Source organism: Candidatus Eremiobacteraceae bacterium, from assembly GCA_035710745.1.
Lineage (GTDB): Bacteria > Vulcanimicrobiota > Vulcanimicrobiia > Eremiobacterales > Eremiobacteraceae > JANWLL01.
Map to the genome: position 1 here is coordinate 101,928 of DASTCX010000013.1, position 23,638 is coordinate 125,565.

The following is a 23,638-nucleotide window of genomic DNA, read 5'->3' on the forward strand; positions in this document are numbered from 1 at the left end:
CGCCTGCCGGGATCATTCGACGACGAGGTTCTCCAACATCGTCGCGACCGCACCGGCTGCGTGCGGGAGCGCCATTCGCCGAGCGTTTTGCGCCATCCGCTGCATTCGGATCGGCTCCGCCAAGAGACGATCGAGTACGTCTATGAGATCGCGCGACGTCTGCGCGCGAACGCCGATGCCGCTCTCCTGCAGATATCGCGCGTTGCGCTCTTCTTGGCCGGGCAGCGGACGAAGCATGACCATCGGCAGACCCGCGGCGAGCGCTTCCGAACTCGTCAGCCCGCCGGGCTTGCTCACGAGCACGTCCGCGGCGCGCATGTAATCGTAGACGTTCGGTACGAATCCCGCGACCGTCACATCTTTTCGCATACGCCGCGCCGCATCGGCGAGCCGCTGCTCGAGCCGCGAGTTCTTGCCGACGACGACGACCGTCTGCACGTCGTGCCGCAGCGAATCGATGCGCGCCAGAGCCTTCTCGAGCGGCCCGATGCCGAGGCCGCCGCCCATGAGCAACAGCGTCGTCTTATGCGGGTCGACGCCGATCGCGCGCCGCGCTTCGGCCTTCGTCTGATGCCCGCCGAAACGGCCGTCGATCGGGATGCCCGTGACCTCGACCCGATCCGGCGTGACGCCGTGGGTGATGAGCGCCTGCCGCATCTCCGCCGTCGCGACGGCGTAGCCGTCGATGTTCCGATGGATCCAAAACGGGTGGACGACGAAATCGGTGACGATGCCGACGACCGGAGGCGCGTCGGCGAACTCGCGCTTGTATTCCGACATGACGCCGCACGGGAACGCGTGCGTGCACACGACGACATCCGGAGCGAGCGCAGAGACGTACTGGCGCAAGTTGAGCGCCGTATAGTGGTGGAGCCACGACTTGAACGCGGACACCTTCGTCGCGCGCTCGGCTTGGTCGTAGATATATTTGTACAGCTGCGGCAGCAGCTTCACCATGCCGATGTAGCCGTTGCTCGCGACGCGGTGGAAGACGTGCGATGCATACCGGTACGAGTCGACGACCTCGCTCCTCGCGTTCGGGAGTTTGTCCGCCAACGCACTGCGGACGGCGCACGCCGCCGCGGTGTGGCCCTCTCCGACGCTTGCAGACAGGAAGAGGATGTTGCGCGTCGCCTTCGCTCTTGCGGAGCGCGCCTCGTCGACCTGGATGACTATGAGCCGTCGTCCTCCGTGTCCGTCGCTTGGTCGAGGAAATCGCCGAGTATCTCTTGCGCGAGCTGGTCGTCCTCGAGCAGCTCGCCGTTCTCGCTCGTCACGATGAACTCGTCGGCTCGTTCACTATAGCACACCGCGTACTGCGTCGCGGATTGCGCGTCTTCGACGATGCCGACGACTTCGAATTCGTAATGCTCCGCGGGCGCCCCGGCGGGTGCCGTCTGCGGGCGCGTCTCGAGCACGATCCGATCTTGCAGCTCGATGCGCGTCGCCCGACTTTCGTTACCGCTCTCGATGCTCAAACCGGCGCGCTCTCCTCTGGGGCACTTCCCGGGACCGCTCATTCGGCGCGGACGCTTCCTCGCCCTGGGACGCCGCGCCGCCCGCCGCGCTCAGCGCAAATACCGCCGTTCGTTCTCTTGTTGCCCTTGCAGCGTCGTCGAAAACGCGTGGTGCCCTTCGCCCTTGTACACATAATAGAGAAACGGCGTCGAGGCCGGATGGAACGCCGCGTAGAGCGACGCCTTCCCCGGGTTGCTGATCGGGGTGGGCGGCAATCCGGTGTGCTTGTACGTGTTGTACGGGCTGTCGATCGCGAGATCGGCGTAAGAGAGCGCCGTCTTATGCTGCGGCAGCGCGTACTCGATCGTCGCATCGATCTCGAGCGGCATCCCGATCCGCAAACGGTTGTAGATGACGCTGGCGATGAGCGGCCGCTCGGAGTCGACCTTCGCCTCGCGTTCGATCATCGAGGCGATCGTCACGATCTCCGGCACCGTCCGTCGGAGCTTGCGAGCCGATGCGAGATAGCCTGGCGGCAGCTCCGCTTCGAACTGCTTCGTCATCATGTCGATGACTTCGTCGGCGTCTGCACCTCGCGGCACCTGATAGGTGTCGGGAAAGAGATAGCCTTCAAGCCCGTTCGTCGTCGTACCGCCGAGTTCGAGTGTACGCGTCTGCGCTTCACGCACGAAGAGCACAGGCGGCACGAGCCCGGCGGCTCCGAGCTTTTGCGCGATCTGCGTCGCGGTGAAACCTTCCGGAATCGTGATCCATACGGTGGGCGACCGGCCGCCCGTCTCGAGCCGATCGGCGATTTGGGCAAGCGTTTGATGTGCGGGAAACTGGTACTCCGCCGCTTCGATACGGTCGCCGCCGCCGTGGATGCGGAAGTACCAGTCGAGGAGCGTCGAGCTGCCGATGACGCCTTGCGATTGAAGCTGCGCCGAGATCTGCGCGACATCGCTTCCGCTGCCGATGAGGACGTCTGCCGGAGCCGCCGGCCGCTGCGTATCGCCGTAGACGAGCCAACCGATCCCCGCGCCGAACGCCGCGACGACGAGGACGATGACGCCGACGATCGCGGCGACCGTCTGCCAGACGTTCTTCACGCGCGTCGCCTCGCAAGATAGGATTCGAGTATCTCGACCGCCGCGAGGCGATCGACGACGCGCCGCTGCCTCGACCCCTTGACGCCGCTCTCGGACAAACGCTTCGTCGCCGCCGCGGTCGTCAGACGTTCGTCGACGAGCACGACCTCGCCCGCGAAGCGGGCACGCAACGCGTCGACGAAACGATCGACTCGCTCGGCTGCCGGCCCGCGAGTCCCGTCGAGTCTGAGCGGATATCCCACGACGAGCGTCGTCGCGTCGCGCTCGAGCGCGAGCGCCGTGATAGCGCCGATGTCGGCCTCGCGATTTGTATGCGCGATCGTCGCCAGCGGCAGCGCCGGCAAGTCGAAACGCTCGGCCACTGCGACCCCGATGCGAGCGGCGCCCAGATCCAGCGCCATGATCGCATCGCTCATCTCCGTCCGCCGGCCGCGGCGAGCGCTTTCGACGCTCGGCCGAGATGATGTTGGACGAACGCCTGCGTCGCGCGCTCGGGCGCGGCGAACGCCGGCGTCACAAGCGCTTCCTCGAGCGACGCATCACGCGCCGCGCGAAGCGCCTCGAACTGCGCGCTCGTCAGCTTGACGATGAGGAACGATCGCCGCGTGTCGCCCTCTTCGCTCGATCCGAGGTCGAGACAACGCCGGCACACGAGTCCGCCCGCCTCCGGTGAAAGCGCCGCCTTACCGCCGGCGAAAGGCCGGCTCCCGAGCGGCGTGCCGCAGCGCGCGCACGCGTCGAGTTCCGGCGCGAATCCGAGCGCGCTCAATATCCTCAGTTCCATGACGACGCGCAGCGCGTCGAGCGAGCGCGTCGACGACGCGTCCTCTCCGGCCGGCTGTGCGGTCGCGCTTTGGAACTCGATGAGCAAATCGAAAAGTTCGGGTACCGCGAGGTCGGGTTCGCAAAGCCCGTCGATCACCTCGGCGATGTACGACGCGAGCGAGTACAACTCAGGCTCGACGACACGCTCCCACGCCGTGCTGATCAGGCGGGCGCTCGTGATGACGTGGAGGCTGCGACCGGCATGGAGCGTCAAGGCCGAGCGCGCCATGAACTCGAGACGCGCGCCGAACTTGCTCTGCGTCTTGCGGACGCCCTTGGCGACCGCCGTCAGCTTGCCGTGCTCGGCCGAGAAAAGCGTCAAGATGCGATCCGCCTCGCCGAGCGGGCGCATACGGAGGACGAAGGCGTCGACGGAATAGGTTCTCATGACGGGAGACGACGAGCGGCATCGCGTGCCGCCTGCGGATCAGATGCCTGCGAGTTCGACCACCCCACCGGTGAACGGTGATGGATCCAGCGCTGATAGGCTCGTCACTTCGTGCGTGCCGTCGGGCCGGCAACGCAGCACGACCGCACCGCGCGAGAATTCGAGCAATGCCTGACGGCAAGCGCCGCACGGCAGAATGCCTGTCGGGCCTTCGCCGGCGACCGCGACCGCAACGATCGAGCGCACGCCCGCAGATATCGCGGCGCCGAGCGCCACGCGCTCCGCGCACATCGTGAGACCGAGCGATGCGTTTTCGACATTCGCGCCGGTGAACGTGCGACCGTCGGCCGACAACACGGCAGCGCCGACGTGGAACTGCGAATACGGGGCGTACGCGTTCATCCGCGCCTCCCACGCATGCATCGCCAGCGTTTCGAGTTGCGGATCGTCAAGTCTAGGCACGCGTTTCCTCCCGACCGTGTTGACCGCCGGCGGCGTCGACGCTCGGCTTCTTGATTCGAACGGACAAAAGCCTCCTGCCGGATGTCTTTTCCACGACGAGCGTAAGACCGCCGTCTATCGAGAGATGTTCGCCCGGCATCGGGACACGCCCGAAGAGACCGAACGTGTATCCGCCGATGCTTTCGAAGTCCTCGGTCGGAAGATTGAGTCCAAGCTTCTCGTTCACATCATCGATGTTCATACGCGCGTCGACTATGACGTCGCCGTTCGAGGCTTCCTTGATCTCCGGCGGGAGGTCTTGCTGTTCCGCGTCGTATTCGTCCATGATCTCGCCGACGATCTCTTCGAGCAGGTCTTCCATCGTCACGAGTCCCGCAGTCCCGCCGTACTCGTCGACGACGATCGCGACCGAGACTTTCTCCGCCTGCATCTCGCGCATGAGTTCATCCACAGGCTTGTTCTCGGGAATCGCTTTGACGGGACGCATAATCGAACGCAAGAGCGTATGCTCCTCGTCGCGCGAGACGGCGAGCAACAGTTCGCGATCGTGGACGACTCCCACGATGTGGTCGATGTTCTCTTCGTAGACCGGGAGCTTCGAATAGCCTTCCCGGATGACGAGCTCGACACCGCGGCTCACCGGGTCTTCGACATCGGCGCAGATCATGTCCGTCCTCGGCGTCATGACCTCGCGGACGACCGTATCGCCGAACTCGAAGATGGAGTGGATCATCTCCTTTTCTTCTTCTTCGAGCGCGCCGTGCGTCTCCCCGACGCTTACGAGCGCCTTGATGTCCTCTTCCGTGACGTAGGGTCCCGGCGCGTTCGGGTCGCCCCCGAACAGACGTATGAGGAAATTCGTAAAGCCGACGAGTGCCCACGTGATGGGCCTGAGCAGCCGCGCCATGATGTTGAGGAATGGCGCCAAGCGCCGCGCCCAATGCGTCGGGTCTTGGACGACGATCATCTTCGGCAGCACTTCGGCGAAGACGAGCATGACGGCGGTCATGGCGGCGGTTGCCACGAGCACCGGTTTCCAGATGCCGTATTGGATCGCGGCCCAAGTCGCGAGCGAATCGGACGCGAGCAAGATGATCGTGTTGCCGACGAGGATCGTCGTCAGAAAGTCGTTGCGGTGGGTGACGAGTCGCTCGAGGTTTTTCGCGTCCTCGCCCTGCCGGTGCTGCAGCAGTCGAAGTCTGGAAAGCGCGAGCAACGCGCCTTCGGATGCCGCGAAGCACGCTGCGAGCAGGACCAGGATGGCGACGACGACCAGCGCGGTCGTACGAGGGTCCGAGATCATCGTCAAAAATCGACCGGCGTTTCGCCGGTCTGACTACTGCCCGACGAATCGCTCAACGTACGTGCCCGAGGGTCATATGCACAACCGTTTCGACAGCTGGCGCTCACCGCCCCGCCAGTCTCAAGAGCACGGCGCCGCCGTACAGATAGATTCCCGCGGCGACCGCCATCAAACTCGCGATGAGCACCGCGCCGGCGCCCGCGTGTTTCGCCGCACGGGCCAGCGGATGATCGTCCGGCTGGACGAGATCGACGATATGCTCGAGGCTCGTGTTGAACAATTCCGCGGCGAGCACGAGACCTATCGCGGCGCAGAGCACGAGCCAGTGGATCGCGTCGAAACGGAGCAGCGCAGCGAGCCCGATCGCCACGACGGCGAGCCCGAGCTGCCTTCGAAAATTCGGCTGGTCGACAAACGCTTGCCGGATCCCGTCGATCGCATCGGCGAACGCGTTCGCGAAGCTCCGTTTAGCGATGATCGTCCTCCGCTGTGAGATCTCGCATTAGCCGGCGCGTCAGACCGTGCATGCGCGCCGCCTCGCGGCGCTCGTGATGGTCGTATCCGCACAGATGGAGCGTGCCGTGCACGATCAGACGCTGCATCTCTTCGATGAGCGGCGCGCCGTACGCGCGCGCTTGACGCCGCGCGGTCTCCACCGACACGACGACGTCGCCAAAAGGCTCGCCCGCGCTGAGTCCGTCGTCGACGTCGAACGACAACACATCGGTCGCGCTATCTTTGGCGCGATATCGCTTGTTCAAGCGCCGGATCTCTTTGTCACCGGTCAATATGACGGCGACCTCTCCGACGATATGCGGTGCCGCCTTCCTCAGCGTCGCGATCACCGCGGCCTTGAGCGGCTTGACGTCGATCCGCCATCTTGCCGCACCGCGCACCGCAGCAGTTGGCGTCGTCTTCGCCTTGGCGCGAGGGGAGTCGCCTTCGCGGGCACGCGGCGATTCGGGAAATACTTGCCTTCCGCCGCTGTCTTCGGCCGCTTTCGCGGCCTCAGAACGCCCGCTTAAGGCGACCCCCTCGCGCCACGGCATTTCAGCGATCCGCAAGCGAGTATGCCGCGATGATCGCGCGGATGAGCGGATGGCGTACGACATCTGCCTCGGTCAGTTCGACGATCGCGATGTCCTTGACGTCTAAGAATAGTTTCGCCGCGTGGACGAGACCGGAATCGTTTCGACGCACTAAGTCTATCTGCGTCACGTCACCGCAGACGACCATGCGCGAGTTGGCGCCGATGCGAGTGAGGAACATCTTCATCTGGTCGCGCGACGCGTTCTGGGCTTCGTCCAGGACGACGAAAGCATCGGCGAGCGTGCGGCCGCGCATATACGCGAGTGGGGCGACTTCGATCTGGCCACGCTCCACCGCCCTTTCGATCGCATTCGGCTCCATGATCTCGCCCAGCGCATCGAACAGCGGACGCAAGTAGGGATCGACTTTGGCTTGGAAATCGCCCGGCAGAAAGCCGAGGTTCTCGCCCGCCTCGACGGCCGGACGCGACAGCACGATTCGCTGGACTTCGCCGGCACGCAGGGCGGCAAGCGCCATGATCACGGCGAGAAACGTCTTGCCCGTGCCAGCGGGACCGACGGCAAACGTCAGCGTGTGCGAAGTGACGGCATCGACGAATGCGCGCTGGCCGTTTGTACGCGGTCGGACCGCGCGACCGCGCCGCGTCGTCGCGAGCACGCTTCCGGTCGAGATAAATCTCGACCGCTCCCCATCTTTATCGCGCGGATCGTCGGGCGTTTGAGCGTCGTTTGTCGACATTGTTGTGACGTCGTCAGCGGTCAAGAATTCGCCCGCGTCGGCCGCGTCGATCAAACGACGCAAGATGCTCGATGCTTTGTCCGTCGCATCGCGCGCGCCCGCGATCACCAGCTCATCGCCCTCGACGTGGATCGCCGCGTTGGTCGCTCGCTCGACGGCGTGAAGCACGCCGTCGAATTCGCCGAACAGCCGTATCCGATCGTCAAGGTCGGCGATGCTGACCCGTGTCTGCGTCACCAGTCTTCAGGAGTGTGACCGCCGCCGCGGTGCGCCGCGCACGGACCGATGACGGCGCTTGCGACGATCGCTTGCGCCGCCGGCGGCAAGCTCGCGAGCAGCGTCGACAAGTTCACGTGCGTCGGCGCGAACAGCAACGACAAGTCGGGCGGGGATTGCATCTGCGAGGCGTCGCCGCCGGAGCCGAGATTGGCCAACGTCGATGATGCCGAAATCGAAACGATCGGCGCCGGCCGCGCGACGGGCTGCGCGCTCTGAGCCGCTTGTACGGCCGTCGCCTGTGCGCGGGCCGCGGCGGCTGCCGTCAGTCGGCGCTGGAGCGCCAGGCGTACGTCCGCCGCCGTCATCTGCAACGCAGTCGACGTGTCGCTCGAGCTCGCCGCCTGCTGCGATTGCGCCGCTTGCCTGATCGCCTTCGACACCGACGTGAAAATCGCGTAGATGACGTAGAGGATGAACAGGAACGGGATAAAGTTCCCGAAGTCTGCTAAGTGCATCGCGGCGGCGACAGCGAGCATCGCGCGTTACGTTCCCTGCGGCGGCGCAGGTCCGGACGGCGGCGGCGTGGTCGGCGCTTGACCGCCGCCCGACGCCTGCGATATGGAATTGCGCATGTCGGTGTCCGCGAGGACATTGCGCATGCGGTAGTAGTCCATGACACCAAGATTGCCGCTGCGGAACGCGTCGGCGATTGCGGTCGGCACGAGCGCTTCGGCCTCGGTCACCTTCGCGCGCATCGCTTGCGTCTGCGCCTTCATCTCCTGCTCTTGCGCTTGCGCCGCGTATTGACGTTCGGCGGCCTTCGCTTGCGCGACGCGCCGGTCGGCTTCCGCCTGGGCCGTCTGCAGCTCGGCGCCGATATTGCGTCCGACGTCGACGTCCGCGATGTCGATCGATACGATCTCGAACGCCGTGCCGGCGTCGAGCCCTTTCGAAAGCACCGTCTTGCTGATGTGATCGGGGTTCTCGAGGACTTCCTTGTAGTCGGCGCTGCCGCCGACCGCCGCGACGACGCCTTCGCCGACGCGTGCGATGATCGTCGGCTCGCCCGCGCCGCCGACGTACCGGTCGACGCTCGCGCGCACGGTGATCCGCGCTTTGACGTTGAGCTGGATGCCGTCTTTCGCGACGCCTTGGAATGTCGGCGTCTCGATGACTTTCGGATTGACCGACGTCTGCAGCGCCTCGAGCGGGTTACGTCCGGCGAGGTCGATCGCGGTCGCGCGCTGCCACTCCATCGGGATCTGAGCGCGCTGGGCTGCGATGAGCGCGAGCACGACGTTGTCGATGTGCCCGCCTGCGAGGTAGTGCGCCTGCAACTGGTCGACGTTGATGTGCAGGCCGGCCTTGTTCGCAGTGACGAGGGCGTCGACGATCACCGATGGCGGAATCCTTATGAGCCGCATCCGTACCAAGCTGAAGATGCCGAGCGGCACGCCTGCGGCCCTCGCCCTGATCCAAAGCCCGAACGGGAAGTAGTAGATGAACACGAAGAACGCGATGATCGCGACAAAAGCGATGACTATTACGAAGGGTCCGACGAGATCCATGCCCTCTCCCTTGCCTTAAGTGCGTTTGACGAAGATCTTGGAACCGGCTACACGGTCCACACGAACAGTGGTCTGCGCCGGGATGAAGTCGCCTTCGGTCTGCACTTCGTAGCGCTGGCCGTCGATCGTGGCGAAACCGGCAGGCCGCAACTGCGAGATCGATACGCCCTCACGCCCCATGAGGTGTGAAAGGGTCGGCGCGGCGACGTATCCTTCCGAAGTCGACTGCGCGCTGGCGAATGCGAGCCTTTTGAGAAGTTCGCTCTCCGGCAGCCAGCGCAGCAAGATGACGAAGATGACGATGGATACGACGAGCGCCGCGGCCATGACGCCTACGCCGAGCAGCCAATACGCCGCCCCGAACGCGAGCACGATGCTCGCCATGATGAGAAGCGAGCCGACGATTCCTCCGACGCCGTGGCCGGGCAAGACGTGGAGCTCGAATAGCACCCCGATGACGCCGAGGACGAAAAGGCCGACGATCACTATCGTCGATGCACCGGCGATGATGTGCGCACCGAAGAACAGGCCGAATGCGAGCACGGCGATGAGCCCGGCGATGAAGTAGCGCGTCTGGAGCTCGATCCACAAACCGAGGAAGCCGATCGAGAGGAGCAGGCCGGAGATGAGCGGGTCCGATGCCCACTGAGCGATCTGCTCGCCAAGCGTCGGCGCGTATGCGACGACCGGCGCGTCCTTGATGCCCGCGATGGCGAGAGCGCCTTCGTCGGTCGACGAAACGCCGTCGATGAAGTGATGCGCCATAGCCTCGGCCGGCGTGAGCGATAGGATATCGCCCTTCTTCTTCAGCCCGGGAATGACGACGTTCGGATCGACCATGCCGGCCGCTATCTGCGGATCGCGATGGTGTTGCTCGGCGAGCGATTCCATCTCGCTGCGGATCGCGGCGATCATCTTCGCGTCGACCGGTGTCTCGCCGCTCGGACCGAGCTCGATCGGCAGCGTCGCCCCCATGCTAGATCCGGGCGCCATGATGATCTTATCGCACACGAGCGCGATGAGCGCGCCGGCCGACCACGCGCGATCGGGTACGAACGCGATCGTCTTGATGCCGGCTCCCTCGAGCGCGTCTTTGATCGCGTTCGCGTCGTCGACCGATCCGCCGTTGGTGGCGATGCGAAGGAGCACCGCCTGTGCACCGCTGGACTTCGCCTGGTCTATCGCGCCTTCGATACGATGCGCCATGCCGGCGTCGATCGTACCGTCGACGTCGACGGAGACGACGGACGCCTGCGAGTCGGCTGCAGAGGCGCGTTGGCCGTGGATGGCCGACACGAACAGACCCGCCGAACCGAATACGATACACGCAGCAAAGAACGCAGCCCGCATCTTGGCGCCTCGCTCGCGCCTGCGCGCGCGCTTCATCACGCCGCGCCCCTCGCGCTCATCTCTGCTTTGACCGCTTCCTGGATGGCCTTGCCGTCGGCCTGGTCCTTCAGCGCGGCCATTGCGGCCTTCATCGCGTCGCCGAATTTCGCATCGGCGGCGAGCCCGGCCAATGCCGACTTGACGGCCGCTTGCAGCGCCTCGCCCGACATGCGCGCAGGCAGATACTCTTCGAGAATCGTGCGTTCGCGCTGTTCTTTGTCGGCAAGATCGAGGCGCCCGGCCTTCGTGAACTCCTCGATCGAGTCGTTGCGCTGCTTGACTTGCTTGCGCAACACGTCGAGCTGCTCCTCATCGGAAAGCTGTGTGTTGCGTTCGATGGTTCGATACTTCATGGCGGAAATAGCCATGCGAAGCGTGCCGGTGCGCTCTGCGTCGCGCGCCTTCATCGCGTCTTTGAGATCGGCGTTCAACCGGTCGATGGTCGACGTTGCAGCATTCCCCCGGTGCGCCCACTTCCGCGCTCGCCCGCCCTCGTCCCGCACAATCGACCTCCGGCATTTTGTCCCGTTGCGAGGCTGCCGCTACCACCGTCGCAACCGCCTGCCGATGCCCAAGATAGGTGGGATACCGGTCTCGGCGAAAACCCTCGTCAGGGTTGAAAATCGCGGCCGACGGCGCCGCCGGAAGAGTCTACGAGGCGACTAGGTGCGGGCACGATGCGGCCCGCATCTCGCGTCCGAGACCGAGTGCAAAGGGGGTGACCTCAACCATGGAAACGAGAGTCGGACCGAACGAATCGATCGAAAGCGCGCTCAAGCGCTTCAAGAAGATGTGCCAGAAGTCCGGAGTGCTCGCTGAGGCTCGCCGCCACGAGCACTACGAGAAGCCGAGCGTGCGCCGCAAGAAGAAATCGGCGGCGGCGCGCAAGCGGCGCTCCTAGTCAAACTGGATGTAGTAGGCCGAGCGAAGCTCGGCTCTCAAAGCCGATCGGCGGACGTCAGTCCGCCGATCGGCTTTCCACGTCGTAGATCAGTTCGTCTTCGTTTTTTCGCACGCCAGGCGTTGGCCGGTGCGCGACGACCTTCCCATCGGGCATGATATGCGCGACCGGCCGTTCTCGTAGCAAGACCACCGCATCCGCGATGAGCCGGCGATGACAGCGCCACCAGACGCTCTCTGAGCACATGACGGCTGTGTGCGCGCCGTCGTCCTCGCGCATGGCGTCGTCCAGCGCGAGTCGAAACTCTGCTGTGAGCATATAGTCTGCGTAAGCCCGAAATGCAGGATGCCGCAAAGCCACGTTCGGTGACGGGCCGGTGGACGTCCGGCGCCCGCCGAGGGCCTGCGCCCAGCGGTAGGCGATGCCGGTCGCTTCGAGCGATTTGGCGACGGTTGCGCGGTCGAATTGCGGATTGTGACGACTGCGTGGGAAGGCTCGGACGTCCACCAACACGCGCATCCCGTTGCGTTGGAGCAGTTCGATCAACGCATCGCTTGAATGCGTGCCGTGTCCTATGGTCATCATCTGCGGGGGCGCATCGATGAGGCGACAGCCACCGCGGCGCCGAGGACGATGATCGCGATGATAAGCGCCTTTGACTCAAGGCCGTTGCGGTACGGCTCGCTCGCGAACAACTCCGATCCGTGGACGGCGATCGCACCGATACACCACACGAGCCCGCCTGCTGCCAAGAGCCAAAACCCCACGCTCATCCCGCGCCAGGCGAACACGATACCGCTGAGCTGCAGCGCATAGACGATGATGAGCGCGCCGGCCGCGACCGACGTCGGCACGCCGAATCGCGCGAACTCGCCGTAGCGGAAATCCTCGGCCGTGTGCGGGATCGTCGCTGCCACGAGCAGCAGCGTCAAAGCGATGGGTACCGTCGCTCGCTTCATGCGCCGGACGCTAGATCTCCCATTCCCACGTGTTCCAGAACGGCGTCGAGGCGTGCGCGGGCTTGAAGTTCTTGAAGTCGGTGTTGATGACGTGTTGATCGCGCTCGAACCACAAGACGAGGATCGGCACCCGGCTCGTCAGGATCTCCTGCACTTTCGCGTAGTCCGCTTTCCGCCGGTTCTGATCGTATTGCACGAGGGCATCGTCTTCGGCAGCGTCGAGCGCATGATCGCAAAATGCGTAGATGTTCCAGCCGTTCGGCGGCGCAAGATCGCACTTGAAGAGGATCGATTCGTCCGGGTCGATGCCGTTGGCCCATTGCTCCACGGCGACGTCGAACTTCTCGTTCTGTTCGATGCCGCCGGACGCTTTCGATTCGTAGAGCACGTCCGACGGGTAGTTCTTGATCGCGACGTCGATGCCGAGCTGCTTCCACTGCGCTTGGACGAGGGTCTCGACGCCGGTCATGACCGCAGAACCGGTGAAGCCGACGAGCGTCAACTGCATCGGCACACCGGCCTTCGCACGCATCCCGTTCGGCCCGCGTCGCCAGCCCGCAGCGTCGAGCAGCGCATCCGCCTTGGCCGTGTCGTACGGATATTTCGTCACGTCCGGATCGTGCGCCCATAAGTATGGCGGCTGGTCGCTATCGGCGGGCATCATGACACCCTCCGTCACCTTCGCGATGAGCTCGTCCCGATTCGTGCCGTACGCGAGCGCTCGTCGGACGCGGACGTCCGAAAGCGCGGGCACGTCTGCATTGAAGCCAAGATCGGCGAAGCGCGTGAACGGCGACAGGACGATTCGCGTGCCGGGGATGCCCTTGAGACTCGGCGCGAGCGACTGTGCGGCGCGATAATAGAAGTCGACGTCGTGCGACTTTATCGCCGCGAGCGCGGTGTTGTCGTTGCCGATGAAGCGGAAGTCGATCTCCTTGAGCTTCGGCGGGCCGCGCCAGTAATGCGGGTTGGCGACGAACTTGATGAGCGTGCCTTTCTCGTAGTCCGCGACGATGAACGGGCCGGTGCCGATCGGCTTATTCGCATAATCCGTGCGATTGAGGTCGTGGAGACCGCCGAGGAGATGCTTCGGGATGATGCCGTACGTCGTGTTCGACATCGTGAAGAACGTCGCGACGAAAGGTGCGAAGCGCTTTTTCAAGTGGATGATGATGGTGTGATCGTCCGGGGCATCGATGCGCGAGATATCGTCGTAACCGAGGCGGCTCGGCACGGCGTTGTTGGGATTCATCACCTGCTGCCACGAGAAAATGACGTCCGCAGCGGTAAATGGGGCGCCGTCTTGCCACATGACGCCGCGGCGCAGGTGATACGTGATCGTCAGGCCGTCTTTGCTGATGCCGCCGTTGCTGAGCGTCGGCGCGGCAGTCGCCAGCTCGGGGACGAACTCGTTGTCGTCGCTCCAATTGAGCAGATGCCCGTCCCAGAACATCGAAAGATCGGTGTCGACGACTTGCGTGCCGATGATCGGCATGAGCGTGTCCGGCTCTTGTCGCGCTGCGATGCGCAGCACACCGGGGATCGTCCACGCATTCGGGCCGGACGACGACGCCGTCTGCTCGGACACTTTCGAGCACCCGACGCAAAGCAATACGAGAAGCAAAGCGAGCCGCTTCATGCGGCTCACGTTGCGCCTCTCCGTCGTAGGGCCCTCTTCGACTACTGCTGGAATCGCGGCCGAAGAGCTCCGCTAAGGCCGAAGACCGCCACCGAGTTTCCGGTCGGCACGAAGACCTCTCCGTTGATGATCGTCGGCGTTATGTCGGGGTTTCCCTGAGGGTTGAACCACGGGCCGGCCGCGACGTCGACCAACTGATCGCTCAAATCATTCGCATTGTACGCTTCGAGCCGGAGCGGCTGAGTCAGCGGGTCGTCGGGTCGCTTGATCGCCCAGACGATCCCCGTTCCGTCGCGACTCCCGTGCGATGACACGAACGGGATGGAGCCGCCCTCGCCCGTGTAGATATCCGACGACATGTCGACGAGCTGGAGCGACGTCGGCGACGTGTTCAGGCGGAATGCCCGCATGTGGTCCTGGTGTCCGGCGTAGAACACGAACGGACCGTTCGCGTTGGCGTAGAACGCAGGGCCGCCGTGGGTGCCGATGTACGGCGCGCCGATCGCGTGTGGGATCTCTTGGACGATGGCGTCAAGGCCGCCGGGGTGATAACCGCCTAGGCCATCGCGGTTCATCAGATACATCGTGCGATTCTTGCCGATCAGTACGGCGAGATGCGCCACACCCGCGGACTGATCGGGCAAGAGCATGACGCCGCCGCTGCCGATCTCCTTGTCTTGAAGAATGGCGGCGTCGTGCGGACAGAAGAAATCCTGAACGGCGAGCAGCGGCGATAGCTTGACGACGCACTCCCCGAAATTGTTGCCGCCTTGATCGACATCGACCGGCCCATTGCCCACCGAGAAATAGACCGATCCGTTCTTGTCGCCGGAAAGGCCGAAACCAGCCATCCAGATGCCTGCGATGTATGAATCGGACGGATCGCGGGTCGTCGTGAACGCGTTGAGCTGACGCATCGTCGCTTCGTTGTATGCGAGCACCCAGCCGTGCGAACCGGCGTGATTGTTATCGCAGTGAGTGCCGAATCCGATATACACCTTGCCGTTGCTCGAGAGCAGCCCGGGCCGCTGCAACGCCCAGTGCGGATCGAACGTGAGCGGCGTGCCGTCGCTCATCGTCACGCCCCCCTGGATGGTCGCCGGGCTGCCGGGAAGGTCCATGCCGGTCGACAGCGAGATCTTGCGCAGCTCTTGATACGCGAACGCTCCGCTCGGCGACGACTGCATGAGCTTGTCGACGAGGAAGATCGCGTCGAGCGAACGCTCGACGACGGGCGTTCCGGTGATCCCGACGGTCGGCCAGACGTTGTGGCAGCTGACGAACGATGACGGCATCGCGGTGAGACCCGCCGACGGATTCGCGAAGTTCCTGAACCAGAGCAGCGCGCCCGATTCCGCATCGAAAGCGTACACCGAGTCGTTCTCGGTCGCGACGAGCAGCACGTCGTGTGCGACGCCGTTGATCATCTCGTTGCGTAAGAACAACGGCTCTGCGTAGACGTCGCCGTCGACCGGCAGGTTCATGAGCTGCGTGAACCGTGAGGATCCGACGTTCGCCTGCGTCAACGCATACTCGTACCGGTTCCATCCCGTGCGCAGATCGTCGACGTGATATGTCGATACGTCGGCGAATACTTTACCGGCCGCCGAGCGCCGGGTCACGAGCCGCGACCGCTCGACCGCCATCGTCACGGAGTCCGGTTCGATCGTCGACTTGAGCGGAACGATCGTCTGGCCGCGGCTCGCGATGGCGCTTCCCACATCGCGTCCGTTCGCATAGATGTCGACGCGGGCACCGGGTCGAGCGTTCGAGACGACGGCGTACGTCGAGTTCTGGTCGAGCGGCGACAGGAGCAAGCCACCGGCCAGCGACGCGACGGCGAATAGGGCAGCTAACATGGGTGAAGACCTCCGGGTTCACGCAGCGTTCACGGGAATTTTTGCGCTGGGCCGCTGCTCGAACCCCTGGTCCAAGGTCCTCTTTTGCCAGCCTTGGAGGCCAACGGTCTTGAGGCTAGTGGTGGATGATGAAATATGAAGTAAGAACGATGCCGACGATGACGACGGCGAGCCGGACGCGTTGCGGATCGATCTTACGCGCTATCTTCGCGCTCGCGTAGCCGCTGAGGATCGAGGCGACGATCATCGGCACCGCATACTGCCAGACGACGAGGTGCGCGACGATGAACGTGACGACTGCTGCGCTGTTGATGACGGCGCCGAGGACCGCCTTGAGCCCGTTCATCGAGTGGATATCGCCGACATCCATGAGTGAGAAAGTCGCGAGCATCATGATGCCGATGCCGCCGCCGAAATAGCCGCCGTACACGGCGACCGCGAACTGGATGAGCCCGACCAGCGTCAGCGCACCGGCGGCGCGATCCGAGCGGGAGCGGATGACTACTCCGATGCGATCGCTGACCGCGAAGAGCAGCGTCGCAGACCCGAGCAGGTAAGGGATGAGGCGTCTGAACTGCTGCTCGGGCGTCGCGAGAAGCAGGAGCGCGCCCACGAGCCCGCCGGCTATGCTCACGCACGCGAGCACGATAACGGTGCGACGGTCGGCTGCGAAGTCGCGACGATAACCCCATGCCGACGCGAGAGCGCCGGGCCAAAGGGCGATGGTGCTCGTCGCGTTCGCCTCGATAGGAGCGACGCCCGCGGCGAGAAGCATAGGAAAGGTTATGAAGCTTCCGCCGCCCGCGACCGCGTTGAGCGCTTGGCCCACGACGGCGGCCAAGAAGAGCAGGACGACGTCGGCATGCGGCACGGGCGTCGCGTTTCAGCGCGACGCCCGTTTGATACTGCTAGTCCGGCTCGCGCGTCAAAACGCGCCCGTACCGACCGGTGATCCTAGGCCGGTCGGACCGTCGTAGCCCGCTTGCGCCGTGCACAAGAACGTGCCGCCGCACGAACCGTTGTTACCGGTCGTCACGTCCGTGAGGGAAGCTGTATTCGCATACGCATTCGACGCGAACGTCAACGTCGCTGCGTTGCCCGCGATGGCGTAAACGCCCGCGATTATCGGCGCGGAGGCGCTCGTACCGCCGGCGATGCACCAACCGGACGGCTTGCACGTATTGCTGAACGTGTCGTAGATCGCGACCGGAGTGTTGGGATCCGCCACAGCCGAAACGTCGTTACCCATGCGCTTCGAGCAGACGGTCGTGTACGCGGACCCGAGGTTCGTTTGCCACGACGGCTGCGCTATGAACTGGCTGCATCCGCTCCCGGCGCCGGACCAGGCCGATTCTTGCCAGCCGCTCGGATGCGTCAGGTGCGTGCCGCCGACGGCCGTCACGTGCGCGGACGCGGCCGGAAAGCTCACCCCGGCGGCGTATCCGTTGTCGCCCGATGACGCCGTTATCATGATACCGGGATGGGTGAAATGCGAATCGTCGGTCGTCTCTTGCGAGTACTCCGATGTCCCCCAGCTGTTCGAGATCACCGTCGCCGCACAGGTCGTCGCCGCGACGTCCTCGGCGGCGTAGAAGTTCGTCGAGTTCGGACTGGTCGTCTCCATGACGGTGATCTTGCAGTTCGGGCAGATCGCCGAAGCCATGTCGAGGTCCAAAGACTCTTCGGCCTCCCAGCCTCCGGTCGGGTCCGTGCCCGGCAGCGGCGCGGTCTTGCCGTTCTGGTTCACCTTGAGGAAGCAACCGTTCGCGGTCGTGCAGGTGGACAGTCCGAAGGTCGCCCGGTACGTGCCAAGGTCGCCTTCGGCGTTCGGATCATCGTAGGCGTCAACTATAACCAGCGTCTGACCGATGCCACCGGTGGTCGACGCGGCCGTCAAGCCGTAAGCGCTTTGCAGGTCTGACGGACCGTAGCCGCTCGGCAAGATGTCATGCTTGACGTCGGTCCGCAGCCACGCGAAGCAACGCATCATCCCGGGTCCGGCAGTCGGGCACAAACGGATCGCCGTGCCGGGGCCGACGCTTTTCGGTGTCACGGCGTGGCTGAAATCTTCGGCCACTTCCGTACCGAACGGCCGCACGCCGTTCTGGACCTTCGCCTGACACGTGACGGCCGTCGGGCTGGGATGCGGCTGCACGATCGCGGGCGCAGCACTGCCCCCTCCGCCTCCGCACGCGGTCGCCCCGAGCGCCGTGAGAGCGCAGATGATAAGACCGATCCCCGATTTCGAAATACGCATGCTACTCCCGCTCATGTAGATACTACGTACTACACATATCGGCAGTTGCGGGTGTGCGGCAGCCGATGCTCGGCCGGCTTGCTACGTCGGGAGTGTGTCGCCCGTCACCCTGGCGGCCAACCGAAGTGGCGACCCGACAGCACGTGCAAGTGGAGGTGGTAGACGGTTTGACCTGCCTCCGCCCCGTTGTTCACGACGACTCTGAAGTCTCGATCCTTGACGACCTTTGCGGCGACGGACATCAGCCGTCCGAGAAGCTTCTCTTCTTCCGCTGCCGCCCGAAGCCGCGGATGGTGCTCGCGGGGCACGACGAGGATGTGCGTCGGCGCCATCGGCTTCACGTCGGCGAACGCGACGCACACGTCATCTTCGTAGAGGAACTTGGTCCCGAACTTGCCCGCGATGATGTCGCAGAAGATGCACGGCTCGGCCACGTCAGCGTCCACCACCGACCGAGACCGCGTTGAAGTCCTGAAAGTCGTCCGGTCGCGGCGTGAAGCCTTCGATCGACTTCTTGAAGACCGTCGGCGGCGCCGTGTGCACGATCGCGACGAGCGGCGCCTGGTCGCGCAATATCCCGAGCGCCTTCTTATATATCTCGGCTCGGCGAGCCTGATCGATCGTCGTCTGCGCTCTCAGCATGAGATCGTGGAACTGCGCATTCTTCCAAAAGCAGACGTTTTGGGCGCCCGGCGGCACCGCCGTGTTCTCGTCGAGCAGCGTGTCGAGGAAGTTGTCGGGATCGCCGTTGTCGCCGGTCCAACCGTAGAGCGCGAGGTTGTGCTCGCCGTCTTGGACTTTGTACAGATAGTTGCTCCACTCGAATCCCTCGAGTTTCGCATCGATGCCGATCGCCTTGAGATCCGCTTGGATGGCCTCGGCGACTCGTTCGGGCTCGGGCAGATACGGCCGAGGCGTTGTCATGAACCAAAGCGTCGTCGAAAAACCGTTCGGGTACCCGGCCTGCGCGAGCAGGCGGCGCGCGCCGGCGGGATCGTACGGATACGACGTCTTGACGCCGCTCGGCCATACGACCGGCGGTAGGAACTCCGTCGCAGCGAACGCGCCCGGATCGTAGAAATGCTGGACGATCGCGGTGGCGTCGATCGACTCGCTGATCGCCCGTCTCACGAGCACGTCGTCGAACGGCTGCTTGAGCTCGTTCATCGCGAGGAACATCGTGTTGTTCGCCGGCTCGCGATAGACGCGCAAATCCGGATCCTTTTCGATCTGCGGCAGGCTTTCGGGCGTCGGATATTCCCAGCCGTCGATCTCGCCCTTTTGCAGCGAGAGCAAGCTCGAATCCGCCGTCGGGATGTCTTTGAGCACGACGGTCGCGACCTTCGGCTTGCCGCCCCAGTAATCGCCGTATGCGCGCAGGGTTATGTGATCGTCGTGCACCCACTCGGCGACTTCGAACGGCCCCGTCCCGACCGGATGCTGCGAGTAGTCCTCGCCCTCGTTCTGGATCGCTCGCGGCGACGAGATAGAGAACGACGGCATCGCGAGGTTGGCGAGCAGCGGCGCGGACGGCTTCGTCAGATCGATCTCGACGACGCTCGGTGAGACCGCTTTGACGTCGCGGATGATGCCGGGGAAACCGCCGAACTGGCTCTCGTAGTACGTGAAGTCGCCGCCTTTGTGGTAGGGGTCGCTCTTGAGACGCCAGCGATCGAAGTTGAACTTGACCGCGGCCGCGTCTAACGGCGAGCCATCTTGGAATTTGACGCCCTGTCGTAAATGGAAGGTCCACACGGTGCCGCTGCCGTCATGCGTCCACGATACCGCGAGCGCCGGCTCGACCGCGAACGATCCGGGCTTGTAGCGGGTGAGACCTTCGAGCACGTTGTGCACGACGCTGAGCGACATCCCGTCGGGAGCGAAAGCTGGATCGAGGTTGACGGCGTCCTTATTCCTTCCATATACGAGGGTGTCGGAGCCGGCGCCGTTGCCGCCGCCCGAACAAGACGAGCTCAGCAATGCGCAAAGCACGGCGATGACGAGCGCGCGCGACCGCATCCGAGAACCTGACCTTTCGGCGGTCGTCATCGGCCGATCACCGGACCGATGCTGAACGACCACTTGAAATCGAGCGGGTTGCCGGCGGTATCGGTGCCCGTCACCTCGACGGCGATGGTTCCCCCGTTCAGCGCCGATGCCGGCAGGTACGAGATGAAAGCGGCCGTCCGCGTCGCCTGCGCGCTCACATCCTTGCCGTCGACGAGTATCTTCAGCGACTGCGCGTCCATGCCACGGTCGCCGAAGGTCGAGAACGTCGCGTAGATGTTCGGCTTCGCGTTGTTCACTTGCGATCCGGCTTCTGGTTTGACGTCTTCCACGGCCGGCGGCGAGGTGATGATCGCGAGCGGATCCGGACCTTCCGCTTGAGCGGTGACGCCGTTCTTCTGAAGACGGACGATGATCGGCGCGTCGACGAGATTCGTGCCGACGTCGACGATGTACGTCCCTTCGTAGTGACCCGGACGCGTCTCGGTCATGCGATTCGCGACGACGACGTTGCTGAGGTCGAAGAAGGCGGAGCCGCCGGGTGTGCCGTCCATCGTCACGTGCAGCGTCTGGCCGGCTCGAAACGCGTGGTCGGCGTCATCCGTCACGCCGGCGATCTCGATGCCGCCGCTCGACCCGCTCGTGCCGGACGGCGTTCCCGCAGATGGTGAGGACGTCGCCGACGCACGCATGCCGCCGGGCGTCAGCGCGACGACATCGCGGACCTTGCCCGTCCGCGGATCGGCTCGGACCGTGACAAGATCTCCTGCTTGCAGATCGGCGAAGGTCGCAGACCTGCCGTCGAGCATGACCGTCGTCTGCGACGGATCCGCTTCGACGACACGCCCGTTCGTCAACACCATGTTCTCAGCCGACGCGCTCGCGATCTTGCCGCCGAACCCGGTGTAGATGTCGGCGATCGCGATGAGGTGTCCGCCGGAGTCGACGGTCGCGATGAGCGTATCGCCCGGTCGCACGGCCGAGAGCGGCCCGGATCCGGTCGACCCGCCGTGCGTGTCGCGGAACTGGATCTTCGTCCCTTCGGGAACGGTGATCGTGTAGGTGAGATGATCGACGTCGACTGCGACCGCGGGCGGCACCATGCTCGTCTGCACGTCTGTGACGGTGCCTTCGAGCGTATTCGCGCTCGGCAGCGCGCTTCTCGCGGAGCCAGCTCCGGGCGCGGTGTTCACGCCGCGTGTCGAGACGACGACCGAATGCGATGGTTGGTCGTAGCCGATCGACGCGCCCATCGCGAGCGCGGTCGCGCGGAGCGGCATCATGACACGCCCGCCGATCAATAGCGGCGGCGCGTCGAGCGCGCGACGCTCTCCGTTGACGAGCGCCACAGATTTGCCGATGACGAGCACCGCTTCGCGGAATTCCGTCGTGCACGTCGCTCGCTCATGTATCTTATCGTACGCGACTTGCGCGCCGAGCGCATCGCCGAGCGAACGCAAAGAGACGTATTCCTTGCCCTTGATCGTCGCAAGCGCGCTCGGCGCGAGCGCCTTCCCATCGACGACGACGGGCGTCGGCGGAACCGCCGCGCCAAGCGAAAGCGCGGCGAGGATGACTGCGATCGCGAGGTTACGCACCGCCGATCGCCTCGCGATACACAGCCGCCGTATTGCGCGCGGTCGTATCCCATGAGAACGTCGACGCACGTCCGCGACCCGCCGCGCGGAGCCTAGCGGACTCGGCAGGATCCCGAAGCAGCGTCGTGAGCGCGTGCACGAGCGCATCGACGTCGAGCGGCGAGAACGTGAGCGCCGCCCCGCCCGCTGTTTCGACCAGGGCGGGCGTGTCCGCGACGACGCACGGTGCGCCGGCGGCCATCGCCTCGATGACGGTCAATCCGAATCCCTCGTAGAGCGACGGCTGGACGACGCCCGCGCTCGCCGCATATAACGCGATGAGGTCGCGTTCGCCTACATGACCAAGCCGCACGATTCTGCCGCCACGCTTTTCGTACCTATCGATGGCGAAGTCGAACGGATCGTCCTCCGTGATGGCAAGATCGCTCGGGTCGTCGACTTTCGCCCACGCGGCGACGAGCGTCTCGATGTTCTTGTGTTTGCGGTGGTTACCCGCATATAAGAAGTACGTACGCGCGAGGCCGAAGCGTTCCGCGATGGTGCGACGCTCCGAACGATCGGCGACCGCGCCGGCCACGAACGACTCCGAGACGCCCATCGCGACGGGTCGCACGCGCTCCGGCGCGACGCCGAGGAACTCGTGCGCGTCCGCCACGGTCGCCTTCGTCGGCACGATGACCGCCGCTGCGCTCCGAGCGACCGGCCCGACGAGCAGCGCGTAGTAAGGCGGGATCTTCCACGAGTGGTACGCCGGGAAGCGGCGATGGATTAGGTCGTGGATCGTATAGACGTATGGAAACGGAGACCAGCGGGGCGCGTACGGCGTCGGGTAGTGACCCAAAAGCGGGCGGACGGCGTTGATTCGCTTCGCGAGACCGAACAACTCGCCGAACGAACCGTTGCCCGCGGCGCGCTTGTCGATGCGCAGCGCGCCCATGTCGGTATGGAGTTCGACGTCTTCGTCGGTCAGCGCGACGAAGCGCATATCCGGCGCGACCTTCGGCAAGCGTTTGACGAGCTCTCGCACGTACGTCTTCATCCCGACGGACATCTGCCGCGTCATCCGGGCGTCGATCGCGACAAGCGGCGAGCTCACTTCGGCGTGCGAAGCGCCTTCGTCGCGACGACCGCCGGATACAAGGCGCTCGCGACGCTCACGTAGATGCCGGCTGGACCGTCGAGCACGCCTCGACGCCACGTCAACAGCCATGCGGCGCGTATGGGCATGACGAGCCACGCAGCTGCGAACTCGCCGAAGGTCGCCCGATGCGCACCGGCTTCGGCATCCGTGTAGCGTTTGAACTTGCGCCGGTAGTCGTCGACGGACGCGTATGAGTGATGGATGACGTGACCGCGCAGCTCCGCGGTCCGCCCAGGCGCCTCGTAATAGACGTGGCCTGCGGCGTTTCGCCGCGCGTTGTCCGACTTCTGCGATGCACGGCCTTTGCGATAGATCCGGACTTGGCGGTCGGGCCACCATGACGCACCGCGGATCCACTGATCGCCGAAATAGTTCGCGCGGGGGATCGAGTACGCATCGATTGTCGCCGGCGGGTCCAACGCCGCGATCTCAGCCGCGAGCGGCGATGTCACTCGCTCATCCGCGTCGAGCGTGAACACCCACTCGGTCTGAACGAGCTGCTCGGCGGCCGCTCGCGCAGGCCCGACGCCGCGCCACGGCGCGACCGCGACGCGGGCGCCCATGTCGGCTGCGATGCTTCTCGTGCGATCGGTCGATTCAGAGTCGAGGACGAGCACCTGCGATCCCAAAGGGAGCGACTTCAGGCACTCCGCGATGTTGCGTTCCTCGTCTCGAGTGAGAACGACGAACGTGATGCTAGCGGCATCCATATATCGATCGTAGCGGTCGAGCCAGTAGCGGTCGAGCTTTAGCTCGACCGGACCGGCG

General features: G+C 64.6%; 26 protein-coding genes. 1 reads left to right on the forward strand and 25 read right to left on the reverse strand.

Annotation, left to right across the window (positions count from 1 at the left end; all coding sequences use genetic code 11):
• Positions 1-12: 12 nt before the first annotated feature.
• From VFO25_04525 to VFO25_04590, 14 genes are all read right to left on the reverse strand, one after another.
• Positions 13-1,176, reverse strand: a complete 1,164-nt coding sequence (locus VFO25_04525; GenBank protein HET9342158.1) for a glycosyltransferase — start codon at positions 1,174-1,176, stop codon at positions 13-15.
• Positions 1,173-1,478: a hypothetical protein gene (locus VFO25_04530; protein ID HET9342159.1), complete on the reverse strand. Its 306-nt coding sequence runs from the start codon at positions 1,476-1,478 to the stop codon at positions 1,173-1,175. Before VFO25_04530 ends, VFO25_04525 begins: the two co-directional genes overlap by 4 nt.
• A gap of 90 nt (positions 1,479-1,568) precedes the next feature.
• A complete protein-coding gene (mltG, locus tag VFO25_04535; protein HET9342160.1) occupies positions 1,569-2,567 on the reverse strand; it encodes an endolytic transglycosylase MltG in 999 nt (332 codons plus the stop codon).
• Positions 2,564-2,968: a Holliday junction resolvase RuvX gene (gene ruvX / locus VFO25_04540; GenBank protein ID HET9342161.1), complete on the reverse strand. Its 405-nt coding sequence runs from the start codon at positions 2,966-2,968 to the stop codon at positions 2,564-2,566. Before ruvX ends, mltG begins: the two co-directional genes overlap by 4 nt.
• Before the next feature lie 11 nt (positions 2,969-2,979).
• Positions 2,980-3,780, reverse strand: a complete 801-nt coding sequence (recO, locus tag VFO25_04545; GenBank protein ID HET9342162.1) for a DNA repair protein RecO — start codon at positions 3,778-3,780, stop codon at positions 2,980-2,982.
• Between the two features lie 39 nt (positions 3,781-3,819).
• On the reverse strand, positions 3,820-4,242 hold the full coding sequence (locus VFO25_04550) for a cytidine deaminase (protein HET9342163.1): 423 nt from the start codon (positions 4,240-4,242) through the stop codon (positions 3,820-3,822).
• Complete coding sequence (locus tag VFO25_04555) at positions 4,235-5,545, reverse strand: hemolysin family protein (GenBank protein HET9342164.1); 1,311 nt, start codon at positions 5,543-5,545, stop codon at positions 4,235-4,237. Before VFO25_04555 ends, VFO25_04550 begins: the two co-directional genes overlap by 8 nt.
• A 103-nt stretch (positions 5,546-5,648) precedes the next feature.
• Positions 5,649-6,041, reverse strand: a complete 393-nt coding sequence (locus tag VFO25_04560; protein ID HET9342165.1) for a diacylglycerol kinase family protein — start codon at positions 6,039-6,041, stop codon at positions 5,649-5,651.
• Positions 6,013-6,609 carry an rRNA maturation RNase YbeY gene (gene ybeY, locus VFO25_04565; protein ID HET9342166.1) on the reverse strand — a complete coding sequence of 199 codons (597 nt, stop codon included), beginning with the start codon at positions 6,607-6,609 and terminating at the stop codon, positions 6,013-6,015. The genes VFO25_04560 and ybeY overlap by 29 nt, the downstream gene beginning before the upstream one ends.
• Complete coding sequence (locus VFO25_04570) at positions 6,596-7,570, reverse strand: PhoH family protein (GenBank protein HET9342167.1); 975 nt, start codon at positions 7,568-7,570, stop codon at positions 6,596-6,598. The genes ybeY and VFO25_04570 overlap by 14 nt, the downstream gene beginning before the upstream one ends.
• Positions 7,567-8,088, reverse strand: coding sequence for a hypothetical protein (locus VFO25_04575; protein ID HET9342168.1), 522 nt, complete (start codon positions 8,086-8,088; stop codon positions 7,567-7,569). Before VFO25_04575 ends, VFO25_04570 begins: the two co-directional genes overlap by 4 nt.
• Positions 8,089-8,094: 6 nt before the next feature.
• Positions 8,095-9,120, reverse strand: a complete 1,026-nt coding sequence (gene floA / locus VFO25_04580; protein HET9342169.1) for a flotillin-like protein FloA — start codon at positions 9,118-9,120, stop codon at positions 8,095-8,097.
• 15 nt (positions 9,121-9,135) lie between these two features.
• On the reverse strand, positions 9,136-10,506 hold the full coding sequence (locus VFO25_04585) for an NfeD family protein (GenBank protein HET9342170.1): 1,371 nt from the start codon (positions 10,504-10,506) through the stop codon (positions 9,136-9,138).
• Positions 10,506-10,940, reverse strand: a complete 435-nt coding sequence (locus VFO25_04590) for a GatB/YqeY domain-containing protein (GenBank protein HET9342171.1) — start codon at positions 10,938-10,940, stop codon at positions 10,506-10,508. The genes VFO25_04585 and VFO25_04590 overlap by 1 nt, the downstream gene beginning before the upstream one ends.
• Before the next feature lie 299 nt (positions 10,941-11,239).
• Between VFO25_04590 and rpsU the strand changes: the two genes are divergently transcribed.
• Entirely contained in the window at positions 11,240-11,410 is a 171-nt protein-coding gene (gene rpsU, locus VFO25_04595; GenBank protein HET9342172.1) for a 30S ribosomal protein S21, read from the forward strand.
• 57 nt (positions 11,411-11,467) lie between these two features.
• Here the strand turns inward: rpsU and VFO25_04600 are convergent, their stop codons facing one another.
• From VFO25_04600 to VFO25_04650, 11 genes are all read right to left on the reverse strand, one after another.
• A complete protein-coding gene (locus VFO25_04600) occupies positions 11,468-11,995 on the reverse strand; it encodes a DUF488 domain-containing protein (GenBank protein HET9342173.1) in 528 nt (175 codons plus the stop codon).
• Positions 11,992-12,369 (reverse strand): hypothetical protein, encoded by a 378-nt coding sequence (locus tag VFO25_04605; protein ID HET9342174.1) that lies wholly within the window; start codon positions 12,367-12,369, stop codon positions 11,992-11,994. The genes VFO25_04600 and VFO25_04605 overlap by 4 nt, the downstream gene beginning before the upstream one ends.
• Positions 12,370-12,379: 10 nt before the next feature.
• Entirely contained in the window at positions 12,380-14,008 is a 1,629-nt protein-coding gene (locus tag VFO25_04610) for a peptide ABC transporter substrate-binding protein (GenBank protein HET9342175.1), read from the reverse strand.
• Positions 14,009-14,049: 41 nt separating this feature from the next.
• Positions 14,050-15,867, reverse strand: coding sequence for a hypothetical protein (locus VFO25_04615; GenBank protein HET9342176.1), 1,818 nt, complete (start codon positions 15,865-15,867; stop codon positions 14,050-14,052).
• 115 nt (positions 15,868-15,982) lie between these two features.
• Positions 15,983-16,738: a sulfite exporter TauE/SafE family protein gene (locus tag VFO25_04620; GenBank protein ID HET9342177.1), complete on the reverse strand. Its 756-nt coding sequence runs from the start codon at positions 16,736-16,738 to the stop codon at positions 15,983-15,985.
• Between the two features lie 54 nt (positions 16,739-16,792).
• Complete coding sequence (locus VFO25_04625; protein ID HET9342178.1) at positions 16,793-18,124, reverse strand: S53 family peptidase; 1,332 nt, start codon at positions 18,122-18,124, stop codon at positions 16,793-16,795.
• A gap of 104 nt (positions 18,125-18,228) precedes the next feature.
• On the reverse strand, positions 18,229-18,570 hold the full coding sequence (locus tag VFO25_04630; protein HET9342179.1) for an HIT domain-containing protein: 342 nt from the start codon (positions 18,568-18,570) through the stop codon (positions 18,229-18,231).
• Positions 18,560-20,143, reverse strand: a complete 1,584-nt coding sequence (locus VFO25_04635; GenBank protein ID HET9342180.1) for an ABC transporter substrate-binding protein — start codon at positions 20,141-20,143, stop codon at positions 18,560-18,562. Before VFO25_04635 ends, VFO25_04630 begins: the two co-directional genes overlap by 11 nt.
• A 26-nt stretch (positions 20,144-20,169) precedes the next feature.
• Positions 20,170-21,729: a copper amine oxidase N-terminal domain-containing protein gene (locus VFO25_04640; protein HET9342181.1), complete on the reverse strand. Its 1,560-nt coding sequence runs from the start codon at positions 21,727-21,729 to the stop codon at positions 20,170-20,172.
• A complete protein-coding gene (locus tag VFO25_04645; protein ID HET9342182.1) occupies positions 21,722-22,825 on the reverse strand; it encodes a glycosyltransferase family 1 protein in 1,104 nt (367 codons plus the stop codon). The genes VFO25_04640 and VFO25_04645 overlap by 8 nt, the downstream gene beginning before the upstream one ends.
• Positions 22,822-23,580, reverse strand: coding sequence for a glycosyltransferase family 2 protein (locus tag VFO25_04650; protein HET9342183.1), 759 nt, complete (start codon positions 23,578-23,580; stop codon positions 22,822-22,824). Before VFO25_04650 ends, VFO25_04645 begins: the two co-directional genes overlap by 4 nt.
• Positions 23,581-23,638: the final 58 nt, after the last annotated feature.